The 25,312-nt window shown below is 63.0% G+C and carries 24 protein-coding genes; 21 read left to right on the forward strand and 3 right to left on the reverse strand.

Annotation, left to right across the window (positions count from 1 at the left end; genetic code table 11):
- Nucleotides 1-127 precede the first annotated feature (127 nt).
- Entirely contained in the window at nt 128-988 is an 861-nt protein-coding gene (locus AC3WLT_RS15210; RefSeq protein ID WP_492592540.1) for a hydroxymethylpyrimidine/phosphomethylpyrimidine kinase, read from the reverse strand.
- A 303-nt stretch (nt 989-1,291) separates the two neighbouring features.
- Here AC3WLT_RS15210 and AC3WLT_RS15215 point away from each other — a divergent pair, with 303 nt between their 5' ends.
- The 3 genes from AC3WLT_RS15215 to AC3WLT_RS15225 all read left to right on the forward strand — a co-directional run bounded on the left by AC3WLT_RS15215 (nt 1,292) and on the right by AC3WLT_RS15225 (nt 3,920).
- Complete coding sequence (locus tag AC3WLT_RS15215; protein WP_006047743.1) at nt 1,292-1,462, forward strand: rubredoxin; 171 nt, start codon at nt 1,292-1,294, stop codon at nt 1,460-1,462.
- A 238-nt stretch (nt 1,463-1,700) separates the two neighbouring features.
- A complete protein-coding gene (locus tag AC3WLT_RS15220) occupies nt 1,701-3,110 on the forward strand; it encodes a FimL-related protein (RefSeq protein ID WP_492592541.1) in 1,410 nt (469 codons plus the stop codon).
- A 231-nt stretch (nt 3,111-3,341) separates the two neighbouring features.
- The gene (locus AC3WLT_RS15225) at nt 3,342-3,920 is read left to right on the forward strand and encodes a YqgE/AlgH family protein (RefSeq protein ID WP_029971036.1); all 579 of its coding nucleotides are present in this window, start codon (nt 3,342-3,344) and stop codon (nt 3,918-3,920) included.
- A gap of 59 nt (nt 3,921-3,979) precedes the next feature.
- On the opposite strand, the gene AC3WLT_RS15230 is transcribed toward AC3WLT_RS15225, so the two are convergent.
- Nucleotides 3,980-5,113: an RNA-guided endonuclease InsQ/TnpB family protein gene (locus AC3WLT_RS15230; RefSeq protein ID WP_492592542.1), complete on the reverse strand. Its 1,134-nt coding sequence runs from the start codon at nt 5,111-5,113 to the stop codon at nt 3,980-3,982.
- Nucleotides 5,114-5,241: 128 nt separating this feature from the next.
- Here AC3WLT_RS15230 and ruvX point away from each other — a divergent pair, with 128 nt between their 5' ends.
- From ruvX to AC3WLT_RS15255, 5 genes are all read left to right on the forward strand, one after another.
- On the forward strand, nt 5,242-5,682 hold the full coding sequence (ruvX, locus tag AC3WLT_RS15235; protein WP_492592543.1) for a Holliday junction resolvase RuvX: 441 nt from the start codon (nt 5,242-5,244) through the stop codon (nt 5,680-5,682).
- Nucleotides 5,669-6,211, forward strand: a complete 543-nt coding sequence (pyrR, locus tag AC3WLT_RS15240) for a bifunctional pyr operon transcriptional regulator/uracil phosphoribosyltransferase PyrR (RefSeq protein ID WP_492592544.1) — start codon at nt 5,669-5,671, stop codon at nt 6,209-6,211. Before ruvX ends, pyrR begins: the two co-directional genes overlap by 14 nt.
- A 125-nt stretch (nt 6,212-6,336) precedes the next feature.
- Nucleotides 6,337-7,362, forward strand: coding sequence for an aspartate carbamoyltransferase catalytic subunit (locus AC3WLT_RS15245; protein WP_492592545.1), 1,026 nt, complete (start codon nt 6,337-6,339; stop codon nt 7,360-7,362).
- A gap of 87 nt (nt 7,363-7,449) precedes the next feature.
- A complete protein-coding gene (locus AC3WLT_RS15250) occupies nt 7,450-8,730 on the forward strand; it encodes a dihydroorotase (protein ID WP_492592546.1) in 1,281 nt (426 codons plus the stop codon).
- 37 nt (nt 8,731-8,767) lie between these two features.
- Nucleotides 8,768-9,610 carry a lysophospholipid acyltransferase family protein gene (locus AC3WLT_RS15255; protein ID WP_492592547.1) on the forward strand — a complete coding sequence of 281 codons (843 nt, stop codon included), beginning with the start codon at nt 8,768-8,770 and terminating at the stop codon, nt 9,608-9,610.
- On the opposite strand, the gene AC3WLT_RS15260 is transcribed toward AC3WLT_RS15255, so the two are convergent.
- Entirely contained in the window at nt 9,607-10,488 is an 882-nt protein-coding gene (locus tag AC3WLT_RS15260) for a symmetrical bis(5'-nucleosyl)-tetraphosphatase (RefSeq protein ID WP_492592548.1), read from the reverse strand. The two genes, AC3WLT_RS15255 and AC3WLT_RS15260, sit on opposite strands and share 4 nt — an antisense overlap.
- Nucleotides 10,489-10,699: 211 nt before the next feature.
- Here AC3WLT_RS15260 and AC3WLT_RS15265 point away from each other — a divergent pair, with 211 nt between their 5' ends.
- The 13 genes from AC3WLT_RS15265 (at nt 10,700) to AC3WLT_RS15325 (ending at nt 25,307) form a co-directional block, all read left to right on the forward strand.
- Nucleotides 10,700-11,611, forward strand: coding sequence for a GDP-mannose 4,6-dehydratase (locus AC3WLT_RS15265; RefSeq protein ID WP_492592549.1), 912 nt, complete (start codon nt 10,700-10,702; stop codon nt 11,609-11,611).
- A gap of 465 nt (nt 11,612-12,076) precedes the next feature.
- A complete protein-coding gene (rfbB, locus tag AC3WLT_RS15270) occupies nt 12,077-13,138 on the forward strand; it encodes a dTDP-glucose 4,6-dehydratase (RefSeq protein WP_492592550.1) in 1,062 nt (353 codons plus the stop codon).
- A gap of 10 nt (nt 13,139-13,148) precedes the next feature.
- Entirely contained in the window at nt 13,149-14,042 is an 894-nt protein-coding gene (rfbA, locus tag AC3WLT_RS15275; protein ID WP_492592551.1) for a glucose-1-phosphate thymidylyltransferase RfbA, read from the forward strand.
- Nucleotides 14,027-14,578, forward strand: a complete 552-nt coding sequence (gene rfbC / locus AC3WLT_RS15280) for a dTDP-4-dehydrorhamnose 3,5-epimerase (RefSeq protein WP_492592552.1) — start codon at nt 14,027-14,029, stop codon at nt 14,576-14,578. Before rfbA ends, rfbC begins: the two co-directional genes overlap by 16 nt.
- Nucleotides 14,579-14,589: 11 nt before the next feature.
- Nucleotides 14,590-15,516: a dTDP-4-dehydrorhamnose reductase gene (rfbD, locus tag AC3WLT_RS15285; protein WP_492592553.1), complete on the forward strand. Its 927-nt coding sequence runs from the start codon at nt 14,590-14,592 to the stop codon at nt 15,514-15,516.
- A gap of 242 nt (nt 15,517-15,758) precedes the next feature.
- Nucleotides 15,759-17,174, forward strand: a complete 1,416-nt coding sequence (locus AC3WLT_RS15290) for a mannose-1-phosphate guanylyltransferase/mannose-6-phosphate isomerase (protein ID WP_492592554.1) — start codon at nt 15,759-15,761, stop codon at nt 17,172-17,174.
- Between the two features lies 1 nt (nt 17,175).
- Nucleotides 17,176-17,994, forward strand: a complete 819-nt coding sequence (locus AC3WLT_RS15295) for an ABC transporter permease (RefSeq protein WP_492592555.1) — start codon at nt 17,176-17,178, stop codon at nt 17,992-17,994.
- 4 nt (nt 17,995-17,998) lie between these two features.
- The gene (locus AC3WLT_RS15300) at nt 17,999-18,775 is read left to right on the forward strand and encodes an ABC transporter ATP-binding protein (RefSeq protein ID WP_492592556.1); all 777 of its coding nucleotides are present in this window, start codon (nt 17,999-18,001) and stop codon (nt 18,773-18,775) included.
- Between the two features lie 87 nt (nt 18,776-18,862).
- Nucleotides 18,863-20,245 carry a phenylacetate--CoA ligase family protein gene (locus tag AC3WLT_RS15305; protein ID WP_492592557.1) on the forward strand — a complete coding sequence of 461 codons (1,383 nt, stop codon included), beginning with the start codon at nt 18,863-18,865 and terminating at the stop codon, nt 20,243-20,245.
- A complete protein-coding gene (locus tag AC3WLT_RS15310; RefSeq protein ID WP_492592558.1) occupies nt 20,242-21,816 on the forward strand; it encodes a polysaccharide deacetylase in 1,575 nt (524 codons plus the stop codon). Before AC3WLT_RS15305 ends, AC3WLT_RS15310 begins: the two co-directional genes overlap by 4 nt.
- The gene (wecB, locus tag AC3WLT_RS15315; RefSeq protein WP_492592559.1) at nt 21,813-22,934 is read left to right on the forward strand and encodes a non-hydrolyzing UDP-N-acetylglucosamine 2-epimerase; all 1,122 of its coding nucleotides are present in this window, start codon (nt 21,813-21,815) and stop codon (nt 22,932-22,934) included. Before AC3WLT_RS15310 ends, wecB begins: the two co-directional genes overlap by 4 nt.
- Nucleotides 22,927-24,183: a glycosyltransferase gene (locus tag AC3WLT_RS15320; protein ID WP_492592560.1), complete on the forward strand. Its 1,257-nt coding sequence runs from the start codon at nt 22,927-22,929 to the stop codon at nt 24,181-24,183. Before wecB ends, AC3WLT_RS15320 begins: the two co-directional genes overlap by 8 nt.
- Entirely contained in the window at nt 24,180-25,307 is a 1,128-nt protein-coding gene (locus AC3WLT_RS15325) for a glycosyltransferase (protein ID WP_492592561.1), read from the forward strand. Before AC3WLT_RS15320 ends, AC3WLT_RS15325 begins: the two co-directional genes overlap by 4 nt.
- Nucleotides 25,308-25,312: the final 5 nt, after the last annotated feature.

Raw genomic sequence — 25,312 nt, forward strand, 5'->3', positions numbered from 1 at the left:
CAGAAATGCGGGTTTTTTTATGCCCTCGTTCGGCAGAGCGCCTGGGTGGCGTTGCCGGGCGTGGCTGATCCGGCGCCGTTACGGTCGAAGCGAAGCGCGAGCAAGAAAGTTGGACCGCGCAGGCTAATCAATGCCGTGCTTCGCCGGGCGTAGCGTCCTTGCCGGCCGTCGGCGGCGTGTCGTCGTCGCTGCTGCGCGCCCAGAAGAACCGATCCGGCAGATACGCGCCCATGCCCGGACGGAAAGCGCTACGCACCGCCTGATACAGATACTCCTGCGCTTCGCGAACCGCTTCGGCCGGGTCCTGGCCGTTGGCCAGCAACGCGGCAATCGCCGCGCCCAGCGTATCGGTCAAACCCATGATGCGATGGGTGCCGCGGTCCCACATGTCCTGACGCAATTGGCCGTCTTCGCTGTACAGCGTATTGACGAGCCGGTGCGTGCCGGTTTCCGTCGACAGAATGTATTCGCAGCCTTGCGACAGCAGGTGCGAGATCGCTGCATCGAGGCTCGGCGCCTCCGCGTCGCCATCCGGCTGGGCGAGCGCGAGCAGGGTGGCATGGTCGGCGACCAGCAGCGTGGTTTGCGGCGCGAGCAGATCGGCGATCGCTTCGCGCAGTTCGTCGGCGGCGAGCACATGTTCGTCGTCGAGCGTGAAGTCGGGCGCGAGAATCAGTGGAACGTCGTCGTAATCGGCGACCACCTCGGCGATCGCGCTCACCACTTCCGCGCGCGTGCACGCGCCGACCTTGAACGCGGCGATCGGCATGTCTTCGAGCAGCATCCGCGCCTGGGTCGCGACGACTTCCGGATCGAGCCCGGTGACTTCGTCGCAACTGGCCGAGTCGCGCACCGTATAGCCCGTGAGCACGCTGACGCCATGACACCCCATGCTGGCAAGTGTCATCAGGTCGGCTTGCAGGCCGGAGCCGCCGGTGGGATCGGAAAGGCCGAAGGTGAGGACGATCGGAGGCGTGTCGCTGGGCATGAAAATTGACTAAAAGGACCGTTATTTAAGCGCAGCCGGTGCGCAATCGGCTCAATTATGCGGCCTAAACCGTCGCGGGGGCGTTTTTTCGCATCCTCGGCCCGGCGGGCTCATGCAGGCAGCACACCAGGCTGCGCACAAGCAGCGGCAAGGCGCCGCAACCGCCGCGCAAGCCGACCCAGCCGGCATAGCCGAAGCCGCTGCACGCCGCGATTGGGCGCTTTTCCGATTGCTAGGCATTGGGGCGGCAACACGGTACCATCATGGCTCCCGTTTCAACGGACTCTACGACGCGACACAAGAATGGAATATCAAAGCTGGATGTGCCTGATTTGCGGCTGGATTTACGACGAAGAAGCCGGGTTGCCGGACGAAGGCATTGCGCCGGGCACGCGCTGGGAGGACGTGCCGATCAACTGGACGTGTCCGGAATGCGGGGCGCGCAAAGAAGACTTCGAGATGGTCCAGATCTGAGGTCCGGGGGATAGTCGGCGGTCGCCGGCTGAGGTTGTGCCGTGCATGCGGCGGCGCCGGTCGGATCGAACACATTCGGTGCGCCCAAGCCGTTCAACCCCACGTGCCGACGCGGAACGTCCTCGATTGTGCCGTGTCGCAGCGGTAGTCTGTCATTGTTCTGTCGCCAGTTTGCGCGCTAGCCGATCAATCGGCGTGCGGCGCTCGCGACGGCCCGTCAGCTTCGTGTCGCCTGCCCATGACTCTACGATCCGCTGCACCCGAATCCTTCGATGCATTGCCGAATCCGCGCGGCGGCGCTGTCCGTTCCGCCGAGCTCGCGCTGGCAGAGGCGCTGTTAGCGTTCGAGCAGCACGGCGAGAGCACCGCGGCGTTGCTGCGCGCGTCCCACGCCTTGCGCGAAGCCGGCTGGCTCGGCGCGCAGCGTTTCGCCGACGCGCTGGTGCTGGTGTCGCCGCTGGCGTCGGGCCATTCAGTAGACGCCGACAGCGCGCGGCCCGCGTTCGGCGCGGCGCTGAACGATTTTCGCGCGGCCCTCGAGCGCCACAATCTGCGCGAGCTGTCCTGTTCGCCAGCGCTGTTTACCCACTACCGCGCGCTCGGCGCGCATCTGTCGCAGCACACGCCCGGTTCCACGGTTGCCTTCGAAGACCTCGCGCTGGCTGCGCGCCCCGTGCCGCCGGTGTCGCTGCATGCCCAGTCCACCGATCAGTTGGCCCATTTGCGGGCGCGCTACGAGCGTGCGTTGCTGCCGGTGTTGCGCTCGCAGCCCGATAACAGCGGCGCGGCGCTCGCCGCCACAAACGCCGCGCTCGACGAACTGGACGCCTGCCTCACCGAACTCACCGGCCCCGATCCCTACGATTTCTGGCGGCTCGCGAAAGCCTGCGCCAAGGCGTTGCGCGTCAGCGGCCGTGCCACCGGGGACACCGAGGCGCGGCGTTTCTACGCCCGCTGCAACCTCGCGCTGGCCGATCACGCGCGCGGCATCCAGCGCGCGCCGCGCTCGCTGGTGCGCGCGACGCTTGCACTGTTGTGGCGCGACTACGCGCTATTCGGCGCCGCGGCGGAAGACGCCGATCAGGTCGAAGTGCTGCACGATTACGGCTTGACGGTCGATTGGCACGTCGCCGGCACCCAGGCATCGGAAATGCTTTGGGAAGCAGGCGCCGCGCAGGCGCAGGCGTTCACCGCCGCACACGCTATGCCGACGCGCGAACTGGGCGTGCTGACCGTTAACGCGCATGCCTACGAAGATTTTCTGCAAACAGCGGATGCATCGATCTCCGCTTTGACCGAGCACGCCCGCGCCGCCGATCAGCCCGAGAAAGCCGATCCGAGCGAAGCGCTGCAAGCAGGCGATGCCGCCTACCGGCTCGGCGCCGCCGCCTGCGCGCTGGGCCTCGGCCACGTAGCGTTGGTGGCCGACGCGCTGGGGCTCGCGTGGCGCCGTCGCGCGCATGCCGGCGTGTCGACGCCGGCGGTGCGCTCGCACGTGATCGTGGGTGCACCGGCGGCGAGCACGCTGGAGCAAACCGCCGAAGCATTGCGCGCGATGTTGCACAAGGTGGCCGCAGGCGTGGCGCCGCCAGGCAGCGCCACGACGCTGGCCGCGTTGACGCGGGCGATCGAGCAGGGCGGTGCATGAGCCGTATCTGCGTGTCACGTCCTGCCTTTGGAGCACATCGGTAACACGCACGAACTCGGAGGAGCCGGGAAGAACCTTTAGACAAGCAGCATGCGTGTCGAAAACACCTCTATCGCGCACCGTGGCCAAGGTCGGCGTGCGTGATAGAGTGGAACTTGAATCGCCGTCGATGGCTCGCGGTCACACGCTCAAAGCCCGCCATCCTGCATCGTCTTTGCTAAAATCCGAACTATGTCCAAGAGTACCGATCGCATCAATCTGACCAACCAGTTCCTGATCGCCATGCCGAACATGGCCGATCCCACGTTTTCAGGAACGGTGGTCTACCTTTGCGATCACAGTGAGCGCGGCGCGCTCGGCCTCGTCATCAACCGGCCGACCGATATCGACCTTGAAGCGCTCTTCAGTCGCATCGATCTCAAGCTTGAGATCGAACCCCTTCTGCATGTGCCCGTGTATTTCGGCGGCCCGGTGCAAACCGAGCGCGGCTTCGTGCTGCACGATCCGAAAGACGGTAATACTTACACGTCGTCGATGTCGGTGCCCGGCGGGCTCGAAATGACCACCTCGAAAGACGTGCTCGAAGCCGTCGCAAGCGGCACCGGCCCGGAACGTTTCCTGCTCACGCTCGGCCACGCCGGCTGGGGCGCGGGCCAGCTCGAAGAAGAGATTTCCAAGAACGGCTGGCTCACGGTTGAAGCCGACCCGAAAATCGTCTTCGACGTGCCCGCCGAAGAGCGTTTCGAAGCCGCGCTCGCGCTGCTCGGCGTTTCGCTGTCGATGCTGTCGGGCGAAGCAGGTCACGCTTGACTGCTCCCCTCCCTAAAGGAAGGGGATTCCCACTTCACAGACGGCAACCCAACTTCATCTCAAAGAGACATGGGACTTACGCTTTCTCCATGGGCTGACGCCGCCAGTCCGGCGGCCAAAACATTGCGCGCAGCGTTGATGTCGCGATCATGGATGCTGCCGCATTCCGGGCAGGTCCATGCGCGGATATTCAGCGGCATCTTGACCACTGTATGTCCGCAATCGCTGCATCGTTTGCTTGACGGGTACCACTTGTCGATGCCGACCAACGTGCGTCCGTACCACTGCGCTTTGTACTCTAGTTGCCGGGTGAACTCGGACCAGCTTGCATCGCTAATCGACTTTGCAAGGCAACGGTTCTTCTGCATGTTGCTGACGGCAAGGCTTTCGATGGCGATCACTTGGTTTTCGTTTATCAGCCGGCTCGAAAGTTTGTGCAGGAAGTCCCTTCGGGAATCTGCCGTCCTGGCATGCATTCGTGCAACTTTGAGCTTCGCCTTCATGCGATTGGCGGAACCCTTTTGCTTCTTCACTAGTCGCCGTTGCAGCTTGGCGAGCTTGGCCTCGTTCTTTCGGAACGTGTTAGGGGCCGCGATCTTCTCGCCGGTAGAAAGGATGGCGAAGTGCGTCAGACCTAAGTCGATGCCAACTTTGCCGGATACCTCTGGCTTCGCGCTTACTGCGTCATCGCACAGCATCGAGACATGGTATCTGCCCGATGCGTCTTTCGACACCGTGGCGGTCGTTACCTTCGCTCCCTTCGGGATAGTGCGTGACCATCGAATCGCAAGCGGCGCATCCATCTTCGCGAGTTTCAATGACGCACCATCCCACTTGAAAGCGCTCGTCGTGTACTCGGCAGACTGCGCGCCGTCCTTGCGCCTGAAATTCGGATACTTCGCGCGCTTGGCGAAGAAGCTCGCAAATGCCGTTTGCAAGTGGCGCAAGGCCTGCTGCACCGGAACCGAACTGACTTCGTTCAGCCATGCGTGCTCGGGTGTTTTCTTGAGCGCCGTGAGCGCTGCGGAGGTTTCGTGATATCCGACTCGTTCCTGACGCTGATACCACGCATCGGTACGCAACCGAAGCATGTGGTTATAGGCAAAACGCGCGCACCCAAACGTCCTCGCAAGAATCGCTTCTTGCTCGGGCGTCGGGTAGAACCGGAATCGGTATGCTCGCTTAATGTCCATTCTTCACACAATATCATATGTTTGTGTGAGATTGAAAATCTGGAGAAGCAGCCTTGCGGCTGCGCTCCTTTCACTCCCCGCGCCTGAGGGACGGGGTTTCTCGGAGCAAATCTGATGAAAGGTGACGCATGAGTCTGCCGGCCGGACGTGAGGCGACGCTGCTTGCGTTCGACTATGGTGAAAAGCGGATCGGCGTGGCGGTGGGCAACTCGCTCACGCGCAGCGCACGCGCGCTCGTGATTGTGCAGAACCGCAGCCGCGAATATCGTTTCGAGGCCATTGGCAAGCTGATCGCCGAGTGGAAGCCGGACGCGCTGGTGGTCGGCCTGCCGATGCACCCGGACGGCACGCCGCACGAAATGACCCAACTCGCGAAGCGCTTCGGCAACCAGCTGAACGGCCGCTTCAATCTGCCGGTGACGTGGGTCGACGAGCGCTATTCGTCGGTCGAGGCGAAGGCGGAAATCCGCGCCGGCAACGGCCGCGCCGACATGCTCGACGCCGAAGCCGCCAGCATCATCCTCCAGCAATATCTAGACGGACTTTCAGACGATCATGAGTTCCATTGACGCCGAAGCGCTCTACAGCGCTTTGCTCGAACAGATTCGTGCCGCTTATGGTGACAAGCTCGGCGCCGGGCAAGACAGCGCAGATGGCGCCGTGCTGGCCGGTATTTACAGTGGCGGCGCGTGGCTCGCCGAACGCCTCGCGCGCGATCTGCACGTGCCGAGCTTCGGCGTGGTGAATGTCGCGCTGCATCGCGACGATTACGCTAAGAAGGGCCTGCACTCGCAGGCGAGCCCAACCTCGCTGCCGTTTTCCGTGGACAAGCGCCGCATCGTGCTGGTGGATGACGTGCTGTACACCGGCCGCACGGTTCGCGCCGCGCTGAACGAGCTGTACGACTACGGCCGCCCGGCATCGGTCGAACTGGCGGTGCTCGCCGATCGCGGCGGGCGCGAACTGCCGGTGGCGGCGCGTTTTGTCGGTGGAGTGGTAGATGTGCCGGCCGATGCGACGCTCGTGCTCGCCCGCGAACAAGGCGCCGCCGACGGCAATCAGCGTTTCACTTTTCATACCGAAGCACGCGTCGATTGAACGCGGCTCCGTACATCGAGCAAAACGGTTCACAAGCTGCGGCTTTGCACGCAGCGCTTGAACCGCCACACGCAGTCAGCATCGACACCGAACACGATGAAGCCAGTATTTGAAACGGGTACACCATGAACTCTGCCAGCCAGGCATCCCAGGATTCAACCGATAGCGCCACCGAGCGCTTCCGTTATGGCTTCCTGAAGGGCAATCCGCAGCTCACGAAAAACGGCGAGCTCAAACATCTGTTGTCGATCGAAGGCTTGCCGAAGGCGATCGTCAATCACATTCTCGACACCGCCGAGCAGTTCGTCAGCGTGACCGATCGCGAGGTGAAGAAGGTGCCGCTGTTGCGCGGCAAGTCGGTGTTCAACCTGTTCTTCGAGAACTCGACGCGCACCCGCACGACCTTTGAGATCGCCGCAACGCGCCTGTCCGCGGACGTGCTGAATCTGAACATCAACGCGTCTTCGACCAGCAAGGGCGAATCGCTGCTCGACACGATCAACAACCTGTCGGCGATGCATGCCGACATGTTCGTCGTGCGCCATGCATCGAGCGGCGCGCCGTACCTGATCGCGCAGCATTGCGCGCCGCACGTGCACGTGATCAACGCCGGCGACGGCCGTCATGCACACCCTACCCAGGGTCTGCTCGACATGTACACGATCCGCCACTACAAAAAGGATTTCACGAACCTGCGCGTGGCGATCGTCGGCGACATTCTGCATTCGCGGGTCGCGCGTTCGGACATTCATGCGCTGACCACGCTCGGCGTGCCGGAAGTGCGCGCGATCGGTCCGCGCACGCTGCTGCCGGGCGGGCTCGAGCAGATGGGCGTGCGCGTGTTCCACAACCTCGACGAAGGCCTGAAGGACGTCGACGTGATCATCATGCTGCGGTTGCAGAACGAGCGGATGAGCGGCGCGCTGCTGCCGTCCGCGCAGGAGTACTTCAAGAGCTGGGGTTTGACGCCGGAGCGCCTCGCGCTCGCCAAGCCCGATGCGATCGTGATGCACCCGGGGCCGATGAACCGCGGCGTCGAAATCGATTCGCAGGTGGCCGACGGTCCGCAATCGGTGATTCTCAATCAGGTGACGTTCGGCATCGCGGTGCGCATGGCGGTGATGGGGATCGTCGCGGGCAATCACGATTGATTTCGCCGCGGCACACAACGCCTACGCGGCAAGCACCCGACAAATCACGCAGAACTTAGCTGAACATAGCTGAACATAAGGCAGCGCATGAAGATTCATATTCAAGGCGGCACGCTGATCGATCCGGCAGCGGGCACCGAACAGCAGCAGGACATTTTTATCGCAGTGGGCAAGATCGTCGCCATCGGCAACGCGCCCGCCGATTTCAACGCGGCGAAGACGATCGACGCGAAGGGCCTGCATATCGCGCCGGGTCTCGTCGACCTGTCCGCGCGCCTGCGCGAACCGGGCTACGAACACAAGGCGACGCTCGAATCCGAAATGGCCGCGGCGCTCGCGGGCGGCGTGACGAGCCTCGTGTGTCCGCCGGACACCGACCCGACGCTCGATGAACCCGGCCTCGTCGAGATGCTGAAGTTCCGCGCGCGCAATCTGAACCAGGCGCATGTGTATCCGCTCGGCGCATTGACCGTCGGCCTCAAGGGCCAGGTCATCACCGAGATGGTCGAGTTGACCGAAGCGGGCTGCATCGGCTTTTCGCAGGCCGACGTGCCGGTGGTCGATACGCAGGTGCTAATGCGCGCGTTGCAGTACGCGGCGACTTACGGCTATACCGTGTGGCTGCGTCCCGTGGATGCGTACCTCGGCAAGGGCGGCGTGGCCGCGAGCGGCGCGCTGGCGTCGCGGCTCGGCTTGTCGGGCGTGCCGGTGTCGGCGGAAACCATCGCGCTGCATACGATTTTCGAACTGGTCCGCGTGACCGGGGCGCGCGTGCATCTGTCGCATGTGTCGTCGGCGGCGGGCATTGCGCTGGTGCGCGCGGCAAAGGCCGAAGGTTTGCCGATGACGTGCGACGTCACCGTGAATCATGTGCATCTGATCGACGTCGACATCGGCTACTTCGACGCGCAGTTCCGGCTCGACCCGCCGCTGCGCCAGCAGCGCGATCGCGAAGCGATTCGCGCGGGTCTCGCGGACGGCACGATCGACGCGATCTGCTCCGACCATACCCCGGTCGACGACGACGAAAAGCTGCTGCCGTTCGCCGAAGCCACGCCGGGCGCGACCGGGCTGGAGCTGTTCCTGTCGCTGACCGTGAAGTGGGCCGACGAAGCGGGTGTGCCGCTCGCGAAGGCGCTGAACCGCATTACCGCGGCGCCGGCCGGCGTGTTGAAGCTGGAGGCCGCCGGACGCATCGCCGTGGGCGCGGTCGCCGATCTCTGCGTGTTCGACCGCCACGCGCATTGGCGCGTCGAGCCGCGCGCGTTGAAGAGCCAGGGGCACAACACGCCGTTCCTCGGCTACGAACTGCCGGCGCGTGTGCGTGCGACGATCGTGTCCGGCCACGTCGCGTTCGAACAGCGCTAATATCCGCGCCATTGCCCAGTTACGGAAAGCTCAGACTATGAAGCTCGCGTTACGCAAGGCCCGTCTCATCGCGCATCTGTTGCACGGCATGTGGATCGTCGCGACACGTTTTCCCAAAACCGGCGCTGAAGTCCGTCATGCGCTCAATCGGGAATGGTCGCTGAAAATGCTGCGGCTGTGCGGCATGCAGCTGGTCGTGCACAACGACAGCGCGCGGCTCGATCGCGGCGCACTGGTGGTCGCCAATCACATTTCGTGGATCGACATCTATGTGATCAATGCGTGGCGGCCCACGCCGTTCGTCTCGAAGGCCGAGATCCGTCAGTGGCCGGTGGTCGGCTGGCTCGCGCAGCAACTGGACACGGTGTTCATCCAGCGTGAAAAGCGCAGCGACGCGAAGCGGATCATGCATGAACTGGCTGACCGTCTGAGCGCGGGCGAACTGATGTGCGTGTTTCCTGAAGGCACCACGTCCAATGGCCTCGCGCTGCTGCCGTTTCACGCGAACATGTTCCAGGCGGCCGTGTCGGCGTCGGCGCCGGTTCAGCCGCTGTGCATCATGTACGAGGACGCGCAGGGTCGGCAGTCGACCGCGCCCGCCTATATCGACGACGTCACGCTGGCCGATTCGCTGAATATGCTGCTGCGCGGCGGGCCGCTGACCGCGCACGTGTATGTCGGCGCGCCGCTCGCGCCGGGCGCCGACCGGCGCATGCTGGCGGCGGAAGCGGAAGGGGTGGTCGCCGCGGCATTGAGGGAGATGCAGGCGGGCACGGCGGGTTGCACTGCGGTGATCGCGGCGCAAGCCGCGTCGTCTGCCGTCACGCCGGTGCTGATCGACCCGGTCGAACCGGGCGACCCGTCCAGCCGTTCGGCTTAATTGCCGCCGTCCATCGGCACGCGGCAGCTTGCGCAGTCGACCTGGGTGAGCGTGCGTTCTGCCGGATTGCTGGCAAGACGCACGGCCGAGAGCTTCTCGCCCCATACGCAGCCCGAGTCCAGGCCGATCAGGTTGTCGCGCAAGGTCAAGCCGAGCGCGGCCCAATGGCCGAAGACCACCGTGATATCGGCGGTCTTGCGTGACGGCACATCGAACCACGGCACGTAGCCGGCCGGCGCGGAATTCAGGCCGCCGCTGGTGCTGAAATCCATCACGCCGTCGAGATTGCAGAAGCGGATGCGCGTCAACACGCTGCACGTCAGGCGCAAGCGCTCGATGCCCTTGAGGCCCGGCTTCCAGTAATTCGGCTCGTTGCCGTACAGGCCCGCGAGCGTTTCTTTCCATGTCGGCGCGCGCAGCGCGCGCTGCAATTCGTCGGCGAGTTCGAGGGTCAGGGCGGCGTCCCACTGCGGCAACACGCCTGCGTGCACCATCAGCATGCCGTTGTCGAAGTGCGCGAGCGGCCGGTGGCGGACCCATTCGAGCAGGTCTTCGGCATCCGGTGCGGCGAGGATGTCGTCGATCGTGTCGCCTTTCTTCGACTTGCGAATTCCCGCCGACACCGACAGCAGATGCAGGTCGTGATTGCCCAGCACCGGTACCGCGCGGTTCCCCAGCGCGATGATGTCGCGCAGCGTGGCGAGCGATTCGGCGCCGCGGTTGATCAGGTCGCCGGCGAACCACAGCGGCGTGCCGGCCGGCGGCGCGGCTTTGGCCAGCAGTTGCTGGAACGGTGTGCGGCAGCCTTGCAGGTCGCCGAAGGCGAGAGGAAACGGGTGCGGCTCGGAGCGGTTGGTGGGAGCGGTGGAGGCTGTCATCGGGAGTCGGTGCAAAACGATACACGCTGTTACACGTGGATACGCGCGAGACGTGTCGCGTTGGGCGGTGCAACATATAAGCGTGACATAATAGCCCGTTTGAAGCACTGGTATTGCGACCTGCGCCGTCTGGAGCTGGCCGACGACGACGCCGGCAAGGCCGCGCGCGGTACTGCAACACAACAGGATGACCCTCGTGAACGGAGAAAGCATGTCGTCTTCTCATGCGAAACACCCAATCCGCACGCTCGTCACCGGGGCGAGTGGTTTCACCGGCCGCTATCTGGTTGATAACCTGCTCGCCAAAGGTCACACCGTGATCGAAACGGTGGCAGGACGCGACGAGCCCGAAACGCCGACGCGGCTCAGGCTCGACATCACGTCGCCCGACGCCTGCCGGCGCGTGATCGAAACGGCGCGGCCCGACTACATCGTGCATCTGGCGGCCATCAGCTTTGTGGGCCATAACGATCCGCTCGACTTCTATCGCGTCAACGTGATTGGCACGCTGAATCTGCTGGAGGCTTGCGCAGCCGTCGGCCACACGCCGCGCAAGCTGCTGATCGCGAGCAGCGCGAATGTTTACGGCAACGTCACCAGCGACGCCATCGACGAAACCTTTCCGGTCACGCCGGTCAATCACTACGCCGCCAGCAAGGCGGCCATGGAAACGATGGTCCGCACTTGGTTCGACCGGCTGCCGATTCTGATCGTGCGGCCGTTCAACTACACCGGTCGCGGGCAGGCATCGAACTTCCTCGTGCCGAAGATCGTCGAGCATTTTGCGCGGCGCGAGCCTTCCATTTCGCTCGGCAATATCGACGTTGCGCGTGATTTTTCGGACGTGCGCTACGTGGCGAGCGCTTATGAAGCCTTGCTCGATTCCGCGGTCGCCGGCGAAACGGTCAATGTCTGTACCGGCACGCCTTATACCCTGCGGGAGATTCTCTCGGCAGCGAGCGACCTGACCGGGCACGAGCTCGAGATACAGATCAATCCCGCGTTCGTGCGTCAAACCGACGTGAAAATGCTGGCTGGTTCGCCGGCCAAGCTGCGCTCGCTGGTGCCGGAAGTCGAGGCTATTCCCTTCATGGATACGCTGCGCTGGATGCTGGCGGCTTAGTCGAGGGCCTGGCTTGGTCAGGTGCCTGATCGGCGCCTTTCAGCGTCTTTCACCGATATTCGTCCTGCATTGCAGCGCGCCGGCTTGTTACCGCGGGCGCGTGCGCATCTACTCGTCAATCGCGCGCGGCGCCTGGCCGCGCGATCGTGCCCCAACAGTCCGAACCAGGCGTCGATCAGGCGCGTGCCTTTTTGCGTCCGTGGGCTGCCGGCCGCGGCGCAGGTGGCAAATTGTCCCGAATCGACCTCAAGAGAAACTTGGTTTGTCAAGCTGTTTCAAGTTGTTAGGGTTCTGGTTTTTACCCGGGGCGGCTTTATAATCGTGGCTTCATAAGATTGGCGTCTGAGCGTCCGCTTGCGGTATGAGGATTGGCGACGGCGTTGACAAGAATCGAAAACCACAATTTGGGGCGTGTGCTCGGGCCTGCTGTGTCCGATCCACCACGAACATCTGGAAGGGAATTTCATGATCCTGGTAACGGGCGGCGCCGGTTTTATCGGCGCCAATTTCGTGCTCGACTGGCTCAATGCGTCGGACGAAGCGGTGCTGAACGTCGACAAGCTGACCTACGCTGGCAATCTCGGTACGCTCAAGTCGCAACAGGCGAATCCCCGCCATATCTTCGTGCGGGCCGATATCTGCGATCGTGCCGCGCTCGACGCGCTCTTCGCCGAACACAAGCCGCGCGCCGTGCTGCATTTTGCTGCCGAAAGCCACGTGGATCGCTCGATCCACGGCCCGGCCGATTTCGTGCAAACTAACGTGGTCGGCACCTTCACGCTGCTCGAAGCGACGCGCAGCTACTGGAATGCGCTCGGCGACGCCGGCAAGGCCGCGTTCCGTTTCCTGCACGTCTCGACCGACGAAGTGTTCGGTTCGCTCTCCGCTACCGATCCGCAATTCTCCGAAACCACGCCGTACGCGCCGAATAGCCCCTATTCGGCCACCAAGGCGGGTTCCGACCATCTGGTGCGCGCCTACCATCACACGTATGGCCTGCCGGTGCTCACCACCAACTGCTCGAACAACTACGGTCCGTACCAGTTCCCCGAGAAGCTGATTCCGCTGATGATCGCCAATGCGCTGGGTGGCAAGGCGCTGCCGGTGTACGGCGACGGTCAGAACGTGCGCGACTGGCTGTATGTCGGCGACCATTGCAGCGCGATCCGCGAAGTGCTCGCGCGCGGCGTGCCGGGCGAGACGTACAACATCGGCGGCTGGAACGAGAAGAAGAACCTCGATGTCGTGCACACGCTGTGCGATCTGCTCGATCAGTTGCGGCCGAAGGCGGGCGCCTCGTACCGCGATCAGATCACCTATGTGAAGGATCGTCCGGGCCACGATCGCCGCTATGCGATCGACGCCCGCAAGCTCGAACGTGAGCTCGGCTGGAAGCCGGCTGAAACGTTTGAAACCGGCCTCGCGAAGACGGTTCAGTGGTACCTGGACAATCAGGCATGGTCCGACGAAGTCGCTTCGGGTGAGTACCGGAAGTGGGTTGAGACCAACTACGCGCAGCGCGCGTAAGGGCACAGCTATGGCGCGCAAAGGCATTATTCTCGCAGGCGGATCGGGTACGCGGCTGTATCCGATTACCCATGTCGTATCCAAGCAGCTGCTGCCGGTCTACGACAAGCCGATGATCTACTACCCGCTGTCCACGCTGATGGTGGCGGGCATTCGCGACGTGCTGATCATCTCGACGCCGCAGGACACGCCGCGCTTCGAGACCATGCTCGGCGACGGCAGTCAGTGGGGCATGAATATCCAGTACGCAGTGCAGCCGTCGCCGGACGGCCTCGCGCAGGCGTTCATCATTGGCCGCGACTTCGTGGGCAACGATCCGTCGGCGCTGATTCTCGGCGACAACATTTTCTACGGCCACGATCTCGCGAAGCAGCTGGAACGCGCCAATGAGCAGGATCAAGGCGCGACCGTCTTCGCCTATCACGTGCACGATCCGGAGCGCTACGGCGTGGTCGAATTCGACAAGCAGTTCCGCGCGCTGTCAATCGAAGAGAAGCCGGCCAGGCCGCGCTCGCACTACGCGGTCACTGGTCTGTACTTCTACGACAGGCAGGTTTGCGATATCGCCGCCGATATCAAACCGTCGCCGCGCGGTGAACTTGAAATCACCGACGTCAACTCGCGTTATCTGGCGAATGCCGCGCTCAATGTGGAAATCATGGGGCGTGGCTATGCGTGGCTCGACACGGGTACGCACGATTCGCTGATCGAAGCGGCGACCTTCATCGCCACGCTGCAGAAGCGCCAGGGTCTGGTGGTCGCGTGTCCGGAAGAGATTGCGTACCGGAAGCAGTGGATTGATGGGGAGCAGCTGCTGACGCTCGCCAAATCGCTCGCGAAGAACGCCTACGGACAGTATCTGCAAACCATTCTTACGGACCAAGTTGCATGGCCATCCAAGTAACCGCTACGGCGCTGCCCGAAGTCAAGATCATCGAGCCAAAGGTGTTCGGTGATGCACGTGGCTATTTCTACGAGAGCTTTAATGCTCTGGAGTTCGCGGAGCACGTGGAGCCCGGTGTCACGTTCCTGCAGGACAACCACTCGCGCTCGGCGAAGGGCGTGTTGCGTGGGCTGCATTACCAGATCCAGCATGCGCAGGGGAAGCTCGTGCGGGTGGTTGAAGGCGAGGTGTTCGATGTGGCTGTCGACATCCGCAAGAGCTCGCCGAATTTCGGCAAGTGGGTCGGCGTGACGCTGTCGGTCGAGAATCATCGGCAGTTGTGGGTGCCGCCGGGTTTTGCGCACGGTTTCGTGGTGTTGTCGGAATCCGCGCAGTTCCTCTACAAGACCACCGATTACTGGTTCCCCGAGCATGAGCGCAGCATCGTCTGGAACGATCCGGCGATCGGCATCGAGTGGCCGATCGACTTCGAGCCGCTGCTGGCTGCGAAGGATGCGGCGGGCAAGCGCCTTGCCGATGCTGAAGTCTTCGCATAAGGGGCGGCAGCATGAACGCACATGATGCCAGGCGGACGATTCTCGTCACCGGCGTGAATGGCCAGGTTGGCTTCGAACTCGCCCGCACGTTGCAAGGGCTCGGACAAGTGGTGGCGGTCGATCGCTCGCGGCTGGATCTGTCCAATCTGGACCAGGTGCGTGCCGTGGTTCGCGAAGTTCGGCCGGCCCTGATCGTCAATCCCGCGGCCTATACCGCGGTCGACAAGGCTGAGGACGAATTCGACCTCGCCATGCGGATCAACGGCGAAGCGCCGGGTGTGCTGGCTGAAGAAGCGAAAAAGCTGGGTGCGGCGCTGATCCACTATTCGACCGATTATGTGTTCAACGGCGAGAAAGACGGCGCCTACGTCGAAGACGATCCGACCGATCCGCAGAACGCGTATGGGCGCACCAAGCTGGCCGGCGAGCAGGCGATCGCTGCCGCTGGCGTCAACCATCTGGTGCTTCGTACGAGCTGGGTGTACGGCACCCGCGGCAAGAATTTTCTGCTCACGATGCTGCGCCTCGGCGCAGATCGGCCTGAGTTGAAGGTCGTTGCCGACCAGTTCGGCGCGCCGACCTGGAGCAACACGATCGCCACGCTCACGGCGCATCTGGTTGCACAGGCGTTCGCCGCTGATGAGAGCGCTGCGTGGTGGAACGAGTGCTCCGGCATCTACCACCTGTGCGCCGGCGACTCGACTTCGTGGCACGGTTTCGCCTCGGCCATTTTCGAACTGGCGAATCTGCCGAACCGGCCGAAGGCGCTGCCGATTCCCGCATCCGACTATCCGACGCCGGCGAAGCGTCCATCCAATTCGAGGATGTCCAACGAGAAGCTGGCGCAGGTGTTCGGGCTAGCTGCTCCGCATTGGCGCGATGCCTTGCAATTGTGTCTGACGGACGCTTTTCCGGTGTCTCCCGCGGCCCGTTCTTAACCAGCTGGGACGCGCCCTTGCCCAAGCTCGCCACGTAGCGCAGCGCCGCAGCTGTCTAACGATAGTGAAAGGGGGCGGGGGTAGAATATCGACGGGTTGGGAGCCCCGCCCAGGCTCGGCAATCGGGCGTAGACATGGCGCTGCTCATGACGGGCCCGTCGCGTGATCAACCTGATTGTGGGTTGTGCTGAGCGTTCATAGTCAGGGCACTTCCGTAATAAGTACGGTACTGAGAGGACTCTGTGAGTTTGTTACCGATCATCCTTTGTGGCGGAGCGGGGTCGAGGCTTTGGCCGGTTTCGCGTGAGTCGCACCCGAAGCCCTTCATCCGTCTCGCGGATGGCGAGAGCCTGCTGCAGAAGGCTTTCTTGCGGGCGGTCGCGCTGCCCGGCGTGAAAGAAGTGCTCACCGTAACGAACCGCGATCTGTTCTTCAAGACCGAAGACGACTTTCGTGAGGTGAACGCGAAAGGCTGTACAACCTCGTTCATTCTTGAACCGTTTGGCCGCAACACGGCCGCCGCGATCGCGACGGCCGCATTGCATACGGCGAAAGTGCATGGCGACAAGACGGTCATGCTCGTCCTGGCCGCCGATCATCTGATTGCCGACCAGCCTGCGTTCGCCGTGGCCGTCGAGGCTGCGAAGAAACTTGCGCAAGCGGGCAAGGTGGTGACCTTCGGCATGCATCCGGACACGCCGGAGACCGGCTACGGCTATATCGAAGCGGACGGCGAGAACGTGGTGCGCTTTGTCGAGAAGCCGTCGCTCGAAAAGGCTCGCGAGTATCTCGCCTCCGGCAAGTTCGTGTGGAACTCGGGCATGTTCTGCTTCACCGCCGGCACGATCCTGAAGGAGATGGAGCAGCATTGTCCCGAGATTCTCAGCGCGGCTGCCGAGTGTATGGAAAAGTCGCCGTCTGCCGAGGGTAAGGACGGCGCGCAGATCCGTCTTGAGCCCGCGAGCTTCGGCGCCGTGCCGGAAGTGTCATTCGACTATGCGGTGATGGAGAAATGCGAACACGCCGCGGTGGTTCGTTGCGACATCGGCTGGACGGACGTCGGTTCGTGGACGGCGCTAAGTGATCTCTCGCCGCCGGACGGCAGCGGCAACCGCGTCGAAGGCGAAGCGCTGCTGCTCGACGTGAAGAATTGCTACCTGCGTGGCGGCGACCGCCTGATCGGCGCCGTGGGCATCGAAAATCTGATCGTCATCGACACGCCGGACGCGCTTCTCGTCGCGGACCGGGAGCGGGCTCAGGACGTCAAGCAGATTTTTGCCGAGCTCAAGGCGCGCGGCCACGAAACTTATAAGGTGCATCGCACGGTGCATCGGCCGTGGGGTACCTATTCGGTGCTCGAAGAAGGCCCTCGCTTCAAGATCAAACGCATCGAGGTCAAGCCGGGCGCGAGCCTCAGCTTGCAGATGCATCATCATCGCAACGAGCATTGGGTGGTGGTCAGCGGAATGGCCAAGGTCGTTAACGGAGACCAGGAGTTCTTCGTGTCGACCAATGAGTCGACCTACATCCCGGCGGGTCACAAACACCGCCTCGAGAATCCGGGCGTAGTCGAGCTCGTGATGATCGAAGTGCAGAGCGGCGAATATCTAGGCGAAGACGACATCGTCCGCTTTGAAGACATTTACGGACGTACTTGAGATGGATATCAGTTTTATCAACGATACGGAAGACCTGACCCGCCATACCGAAACCGACGATCTGCTCGTCGGCATGAAAGCGGTGCGGGTGTGGGGCACGCTGGGCTGGCATGACATTCGTCAGCGTTACCGCCGCTCGGTGCTCGGGCCTTTCTGGTTTACATTGAGCACGATCATCATGGTCGTGGTGCTGGGCGCGCTGTATTCCACGCTGTTGCACCAGGAAATTTCCGACTATCTGCCCTATCTTGCCGTTGGTCTGGTGATTTGGGCTTATCTTGCATCGGTTGCCAATGAAGGCTGCATAGCCTTCATTGGCGCGGCGTATCTCATCAAGCAGATTCGCCTGCCGCTCACCGTGCACGTGTGCCGGATCGCGTGGCGCAATTTTGTGATTCTGCTGCACAGCTTGCCGGTGGTCGTGGTCCTGTTGCTCGCCTTCGGGCGCTGGCCCGGGTGGGAGTTTCTGCTGGTTCCGCTCGCGCTCGCCATGCTGCTGCTGCACGGCGTCTGGCTCGGCGTGACGCTCGGCGTGCTGTGCGCGCGTTTTCGCGACATTCCGCCGATCGTGACCAATCTGATTCAGGTCGTGTTCTTCTTCACGCCCGTTATGTGGTCACCTGAAATTCTGAAGGACCGTGCCTGGGTTGCCGAATACAACCCGCTTTACCACCTGATCGAAACGGTGCGTGCGCCGTTGACCGGCCGCCCGACCCATTGGGAATCGTGGGCCTGGTCGTTTGGTTTGCTGATTGTGGGCTTTGCCTTCGCGCAAATCCTGATGAAACGTTTCCGTAATCGCGTTCCTTACTGGCTTTGATATTGTGAGTTCTTCATCGATTGTTGCTCGTAACATCTCCGTCGAATTTCCGATTTACGAGAACTCCCATCGCTCACTGAAAAAGGCGGTGCTCAATCTCACGACGGGTGGCCGGATCGGCCAGGATGCCGGTCGTCACGCGGTTGTCAAAGCGATCGACGACCTCAGCTTCAGCTTCACCGAAGGCGATCGTGTCGGTTTGATCGGCCACAACGGCTCGGGCAAGACAACCCTGCTGCGCACGCTGTCGGGCGTGTACGCGCCGGTGCGCGGCGAGCTCAAGGTGCACGGCAAGATTGCTTCGCTGCTGGATGTTTCGATGGGCCTCGATCCCGACGCGACCGGCTTCGAGAACATCTATCTGCGCGGCATTCTCGACGGCCTGAAACCGGCGCGCATCCGCAGCAAGATCGACGAGATCGCCGATTTCAGCGAATTGGGCGACTACCTGAATCTGCCGGTGCGCACCTATTCGAGCGGGATGATGCTGCGTCTCGCGTTCGCGATTTCGACCAGTGTCGAAGCCGACATCCTGATCATGGACGAGTGGCTCAGCGTGGGCGATGCGGAGTTCAGCATCAAGGCGGCCGAGCGTCTCGAGAGCCTGGTTGGCAAGGCTTCAGTGCTGGTGGTTGCGTCGCACGATCCGTCGCTGGTGGCGCGGGTGTGCAACCGCAAGATTTCCATGGAGCACGGCAAGATGATCGCCGACGAACCGGTGATCGCGCCGCAGGTGAGCGAAGGGCCGCTGGTCAGCCAGTCGGCGCAGTTGCCGCATTAATTTCCGCAAACGGGTATGCCGAACCCGGTCGTATGACCGCGGGGCTGCCCGGTGCGTGCCCCACAGGCGCAACAAGGTTCGAATGTCATGCGAGCTAATCATCCATTTCTGCGGTACTCCGAGTCTTTGCTGGTGCGACAGCCGTTTCGCACGCTCAAGGGCTTTGCCGGCGGCTATATCGCCTATCCGATTGCCGAGAGCCGCGAAAAGCGCAGCGTCCGTCCAAAGATCGAAGAGTTGCGGCAGCACTATGTGCTGCCGATGCCGGAGCGCCGCCGCATCGCGCTCGACCGGCTGGCCGGCATGCTCGAGTTCGCCGGTGCGCAAGTGCCGTATTATCGCGACCTGTTTCAGGCGCGGCAGTTCGATCCGGCGAAGGTCAAGCAGGACCCGCGCTATCTGGAAGAGCTTCCGTATCTGACCAAGGACATCATCCGCGAGCAGGGGCCGCGCCTGCTGTCGGGGCCGCTCGAAGCGGGCCGGCATCATGCGTGCAAGACCGGCGGCTCGACCGGACTGTCGACCACGATCTACTACGATCAGGTCGGCGCTGATTATTCATCGGCCGTCACGTCGTATGCGCGCGAACGGATCGGCAAGCTGCGCCATCGCTCGGAACTGCACTTTGCCTGCCGCTTCCCGGATCAGGTGATTCCGGAATGGCCGTCGCGTGAAGACTTCAAGTGCTTCGCGATGAATCGCAGCAACATTTTCTTCGATCGCATCGACGATCAGGGTCTCGAAGAAATGTGGCAGACGCTCAAGCGCCGCAAGCCGTACCTGGCGCACTCGCATCCGTCGACCATGTATGCGCTCGCCTGCTATGTGCAGCGCAAGTACGGCGGCGGCAAAGCATTCGAGGTGTTCGAGTCGAGCGGCGAACTGCTCGAGCCGCATGCGCGCGAGATGATTGCGTCGGCGCTGCGTTGCCGGGTGATCGACCGCTACGGTCTCGCCGAGCTCGGCGTGATGGCCTATGAACTCGACGGGCACGAGGGCGGCTTCCAGATTCTCGAATCCGAAGGATGGCCGGAGAGCCGCGTGTCCGAAGGCAATCCCGACGGTGCGCACGAACTCGTGTTCACGGGTTTCCGCAACCGGTTGATGCCGTTGATCCGCTACGCGACGGGCGACCTCGCGCGCGTGGAAGAGACCGACAAGGGCTTCTTCCTGACAAACGTCGTCGGACGGATTCATGACGTCGTGCCGATCAACGGCGTGGCGCATCCGACGCACCATATTCAGGACATGCTCGACCATCGCGTCGGCGGGATTCAGGAGTTTCAGATCGATCTGCGAACCACGCCGCCGACCCTGCGGATCGTGCTCGAGCCGTTCGCAAACGCAGAAGAAACGACCAACAAGCTGCGTCACTTCTGGCAGGACGCTTTCACGATTGCCTATGTTGGGCACGACGATCTGGTGCGCGTCGGCAGCCGGGCCAAATTTCGCCACGTGGTGACTGCATGATCGGAATTCTGTTCTCAGACGCGTCGGCAGAGGCCGGCCAATATGTATTGGCGGCCGTGCAGCGCTCTGTCAGCGCCACCCAGGCGCAATCGATCTCGCGCAGTGCGTTGCGCTCGATCGCGCCGGGCGTGGTATTCGCAGTCGACGTGCCCGACGATTGGGGCGTCGACCTGCTCGAATGGTTGCGCGATCAACCACGCAAGCTCGTGGTGTTCGGCCGCGTGCCCGCCGCGCTGGCGCAGCATCTGAACTATCAGGCTGAGGCGTTGCCGGCCGAGTTGGCAGGAGCGAGCCGCAGCGAGTCCGCGCCATCAGGCGAAGCGCGTGAGAGCGGCGCGGTTGTGCGTTACACAGCGTTGGCACAAGCACTAGGTGGCCGGCAATGGCGCCGGCCATTCGAGCGTTTCGACTTCACCGACGAATGGAACAATCTCGGCTTCGGCGCTGTTCGCGGCGACGGCTCGATCTGGGCGGTCTCGCAAGCGGGCCAGGCTCCCGCGGACGCGGAGCTCGCATCGGTCGATATAGCGGGTGAGCGGCGATTCTCGTACGCAGCGCTGTGGGACGTCGGCCCGGCGAGCGTGCTGTGGTTCAACCGCGCGGTCGGCCCGTGCGATTCATTTGAGTGGCGCACCGTCGAAAATTTCCTGTCGGGCTACCGGTCGCAAACGCTGCCGTGTCATCCGGTGCTGAGCGAGCTGCCATGGGGCTACGACGCCGCGATTACGTCGCGGCTCGATTGCGACGAAGACGTCGAGTCGGCGCGTCCGTTGTGGCAGACCTATCAACGCCTGGGTGTGCCTTTCACCCTGGCTGTTCACACGCAAAACCTGAGCCGCGCGGAGCATCACGGCATTCTTCGCGAACTGCTGGCTGACAAGGACGGCGCGGTGCTCTCGCACACGGCGACGCACGCGCCGAACTGGGGCGGCAGCTATGGCGCCGCGCTCGAAGAAGGGCGTCAATCCGCGGCCTTGCTCAAAGAGGTGACCGGCAAGCCGGTGCGCTACGCCGTTTCGCCGTTTCACCAGTCGCCGCCGTATGCGATGCGAGGCCTGGCTGATGCCGGCTACGAAGGATGCATCGGCGGGATCATCCGCAACGATCCGGAGTTCCTGACGGCCCGTGGCGGCGTGTTGGCGGGCCTGCCGGCAGGCTTCATCGGGCATAGCCAGCAGTGCATGCTGCACGGCGATTGCATGCTCAAGGCGGGCGATCCGCTGGCCATTTTCAAGCGGGCCTTCGATCTTGCCTATGAAACCAATACGCTGTTCGGCTATCTCGACCATCCGTTCTCCGAACGTTATCAGTATGGCTGGCCGGACGAGCCGTTGCGCATCGATGCGCACGAGCAGTTCATCGCTTACATCAGGAGCCGGGCGCAAAAGCCGCTCTTCATGAACGAAGAAGCAGCGCTCGATTTTCTCAAGTTCAGATCACTGACGCAGGTGATCGAAGAAGGCGGCGTATTCCGTATCCAGACTCCGTCTGGCGGCGCAGCGCCTTTGGCGCTGGGCGTCGAGTTTCGCGGTGCTCACGTGCAGGTCGAGGTCGGGAAGCCATTGCAATGAAAGTCATGGTTGTGATGGGCACGCGGCCCGAGGTCATCAAGCTGGCGCCGGTCGTGCGTGCGTTGCGCGCCGAGGTCGACACCATCGTTTGCGCGAGCGGTCAGCACAAGGAAATGGCTGCGCAGGCGCTCGAGTTCTTCGGCATCGAACCGGATATCACGCTCGACACGATGAGCCCGGGGCAATCGCTGAATGCGTTGTCGTCGCGCCTGTTGGCCGCGCTCGACCGGGCGCTGGAGCAGGTGCGTCCCGATTGGGTGATCGTGCAAGGCGATACGACGACCGCGTTTTGCGCCGGCCTCGCGGCATTTCATCGCGGGATTCCGGTTGGACACGTGGAAGCCGGCTTGCGCACCGGCGATCTGGCGAGCCCGTTTCCCGAGGAAGCGAATCGCAGCCTGCTGAGCCGCATCACGACGCTGCATTTCGCCCCTACCGAGCTTGCCCGCCAGAATCTGCTGAACGAGGGAATTGCAGCGGAAAGAATCGTCGTCACGGGCAACACGGTGGTCGACGCGATTGCGGCAGTGCGCCGGAGTTGGGACGATACGCCCCCGGAAAGTCCGTTGCCGGAATGGCAAGGCGCCGAGAAGCAGCACATTCTCGTCACCTGCCATCGGCGTGAAAATTTCGGCGAGGTGCTGCAAGGCATCTGCCGCGTGCTGCGCGATCTGTGCCAACGCTATAGCGATTACCGGTGGGTCTTCCCGGTGCATTTGAATCCCGCCGTGCGCGGGCCTGTGCTGCGTGAACTGGATGGCATCTCGAACCTCGCCTTGATCGAGCCGGTCGATTATCCGACCAGCCTTTATCTGATCAGCCGCAGCGCGTTGGTGGTGAGCGACTCGGGCGGTATTCAGGAAGAAGCGCCGACCTTCGGCGTGCCGGTCGTCGTGATGCGCAATCATACCGAGCGGCGCGAAGGCGTCGATGCAGGCTTTGCGACGCTGGCTGGCCAGGCGGCGGAGAGTATCGAACGCGCGGCGATCGGCTGGCTCGACGATCCGGCGCGCCGTGAGGCGCTGCGCAATCGCGCGAACCCGTATGGCGACGGCCTCGCGTCGCAGCGTATTCTCGAGAGCCTGCTGGGCCGCCCCGTCGAGGTGTTCAGTGGTTGAGCGCGAGAACAGCGTGCGCGCCGCGCGAGACACCGTGTTGTTTTCGACTGCCGACTGGGACGAACCTTATTGGACGAACAAGCAGCATACGGCGAGCATTCTGGCCGCGCGCGGCTGGCGGGTGCTGTATGTGGAGAGCGTCGGGTTCCGTTCGCCGAAGGTCGGCAGCGGGCGCGACTGGGCCCGCTTGTGGCGCCGCTTGTGGCGTGGCATGCAGTCGCTCGTCGTCGGGCCGCCGCGGCGTGCCGCGAACATCTGGGTGTTGTCGCCACTGATGGTGCCCGCCAAGCATCACTGGCCGTTTGTGCGCGCGCTGAATCAGGCATTGCTGCGCTGGTCGGTGAGCCGGTTCGCGAAAGGACATCGGTTCGTCGAGCCGGTTGTGTGGACCTACCACCCGTTCATGCTGGACGCGATCGCCACACTCGAGCGCGGGCCGCTCGTTTATCACTGCGTCGACGATATCGCCGCGATTCCGGGCGTCGATGTCGCTGCGTTCAACAATGCGCAGATAGCGCTGCTCGCGCAATGCGAAGCCGTCTTCACGACCGCGAAATCGCTGCAGGAGACGTGTCTTCCGTATAACCGGAACACACATTACTTCGGCAACGTAGTGGACGATGCGCACTTCGGTCAGGCGCTCGAAGCAGGGCCGCTGCCTGCAGAGCTGGCGGTCATTCCCGAACCGCGACTCGTGTATCACGGCGTGCTGTCCGACTTCAAGATCGACTTTCCGTTGCTTCTGGAGACCGCGCAGGCGCGGCCGGAATGGCAGTGGATCATCATCGGCGAGCAGCGGGAAGGGCAGCGCAGCGAGCTGTTGGCGCAACTGGAGCGTCTGCCCAACGTGCATCTGTTCGGCTATCGCAGCTACCCGAGCTTGCCGCAGTATTTACGCGGCATGCAGGTCGGCGTGCTGCCGACTTTGCTGAACGAGTACACCCGCTCGATGTTCCCGATGAAGTTTTTCGAGTACCTGGCGGCGGGCTTGCCGGTGGTGTCGACGCCGCTCGACTTCGCGAAAGAACCGCGTGCGGGTCTCGAGGTCGGCGGTGATGTTCAAGCCTTTGTTGCTGCTATCGAGAAACAGCTCGTACGCGGCAAGCTGAGCGCCGACGAGGCGCGCGCGGCAGTGGGCGACAACACCTGGGAACGACGCCTCGACAAGATGCTGCAGATTACTTTTGCCAGCGACAAATCGAGCCGCGCCAGCGCACAACAACGCGGCGGCGCGGAGGTGCGCACGTGAAAGTTGTTCATGTCTACCGCACCTACTTCCCCGATCCACCAGGCGGCTTGCAGGAAGCGATCCGGCAGGTGGCACTGTCGACGCTCGCGTGCGGCGTCGAGACACGCATCCTTACGCTATCGCCGACACCTACGCCGACGGAGATCGACTATCCCGAAGGGCGCGTCATACGCGCCAAATCGTGGGCGGCGCCGGCATCGTGCGATCTGGGCGGCCCGAGCGCATTAATGAAGTATCGCGAGATGGCCGACTGGGCCGACGTCGTGCATTTCCACTTCCCGTGGCCGTTCGCGGACGTGCTGCATCTGCTCGGCTGCAAGAACAAGCCGACGGTGATGACGTATCACTCGGACATCGTGCGGCAGAAGGCGCTTGGCGCTGTCTACGGGCCGTTGATGCGGCGTACGCTGCGCAGCATGTCCGCAGTGGTTGCGACCTCGCCTGCCTATGCGCAAACCAGCGAGACGCTGACGGAATGCGTGTCGAGAGACCGGCTGAAGACCATTCCGCTCGGCATCATCGACTACCGTGATGAACCACATCCGGGGGATGCGCAAAGCGACGTCGCGAACCGGCTGGGTCTAGTCGGCGATGAGCCATATTTTCTTGCGCTCGGCGTACTGCGCTATTACAAAGGCTTGCATACGCTGATTGAGGCTGCGAGCCACGTCGATGCGAAAATTGTGATCGCCGGTTCGGGCCCGGAGCGGGAGCGCCTGGCGGCGTTGGCCCGGCAAACTGGCGCGACCAATGTCGTTTTTGCGGGGCAGGTGACGCACGAAGAAAAGGTCGCGCTGCTCAAGGGATGCCGCGCGATGGTGCTACCGTCGCACTTGCGCTCTGAAGCGTTCGGCATGGTGTTGGTGGAGGCGGCCATGTTCGGAAAGCCGATGGTGTGCTGCGAGGTGGGTTCGGGGACGTCCTACGTCAATCAGAACGGCGTGACTGGGTTTGTCGTCGCGCCGGAACAATCAAAAGAACTGGCTGGCGCGATGAATGCGCTGCTGAGCGATGACGCGTTAGCGGCGGCCATGGGACGAGCCGCGCGCGAGCGATACGAGACGCTGTTTTCAGGCGAGGCGCTTGGCAAAGCATATAGTGCGCTATACCAGGAAGTCGCGTGATGCGG

The sequence above is a fragment of the Paraburkholderia sp. FW306-2-2C-D06C genome, from assembly GCF_058781505.1.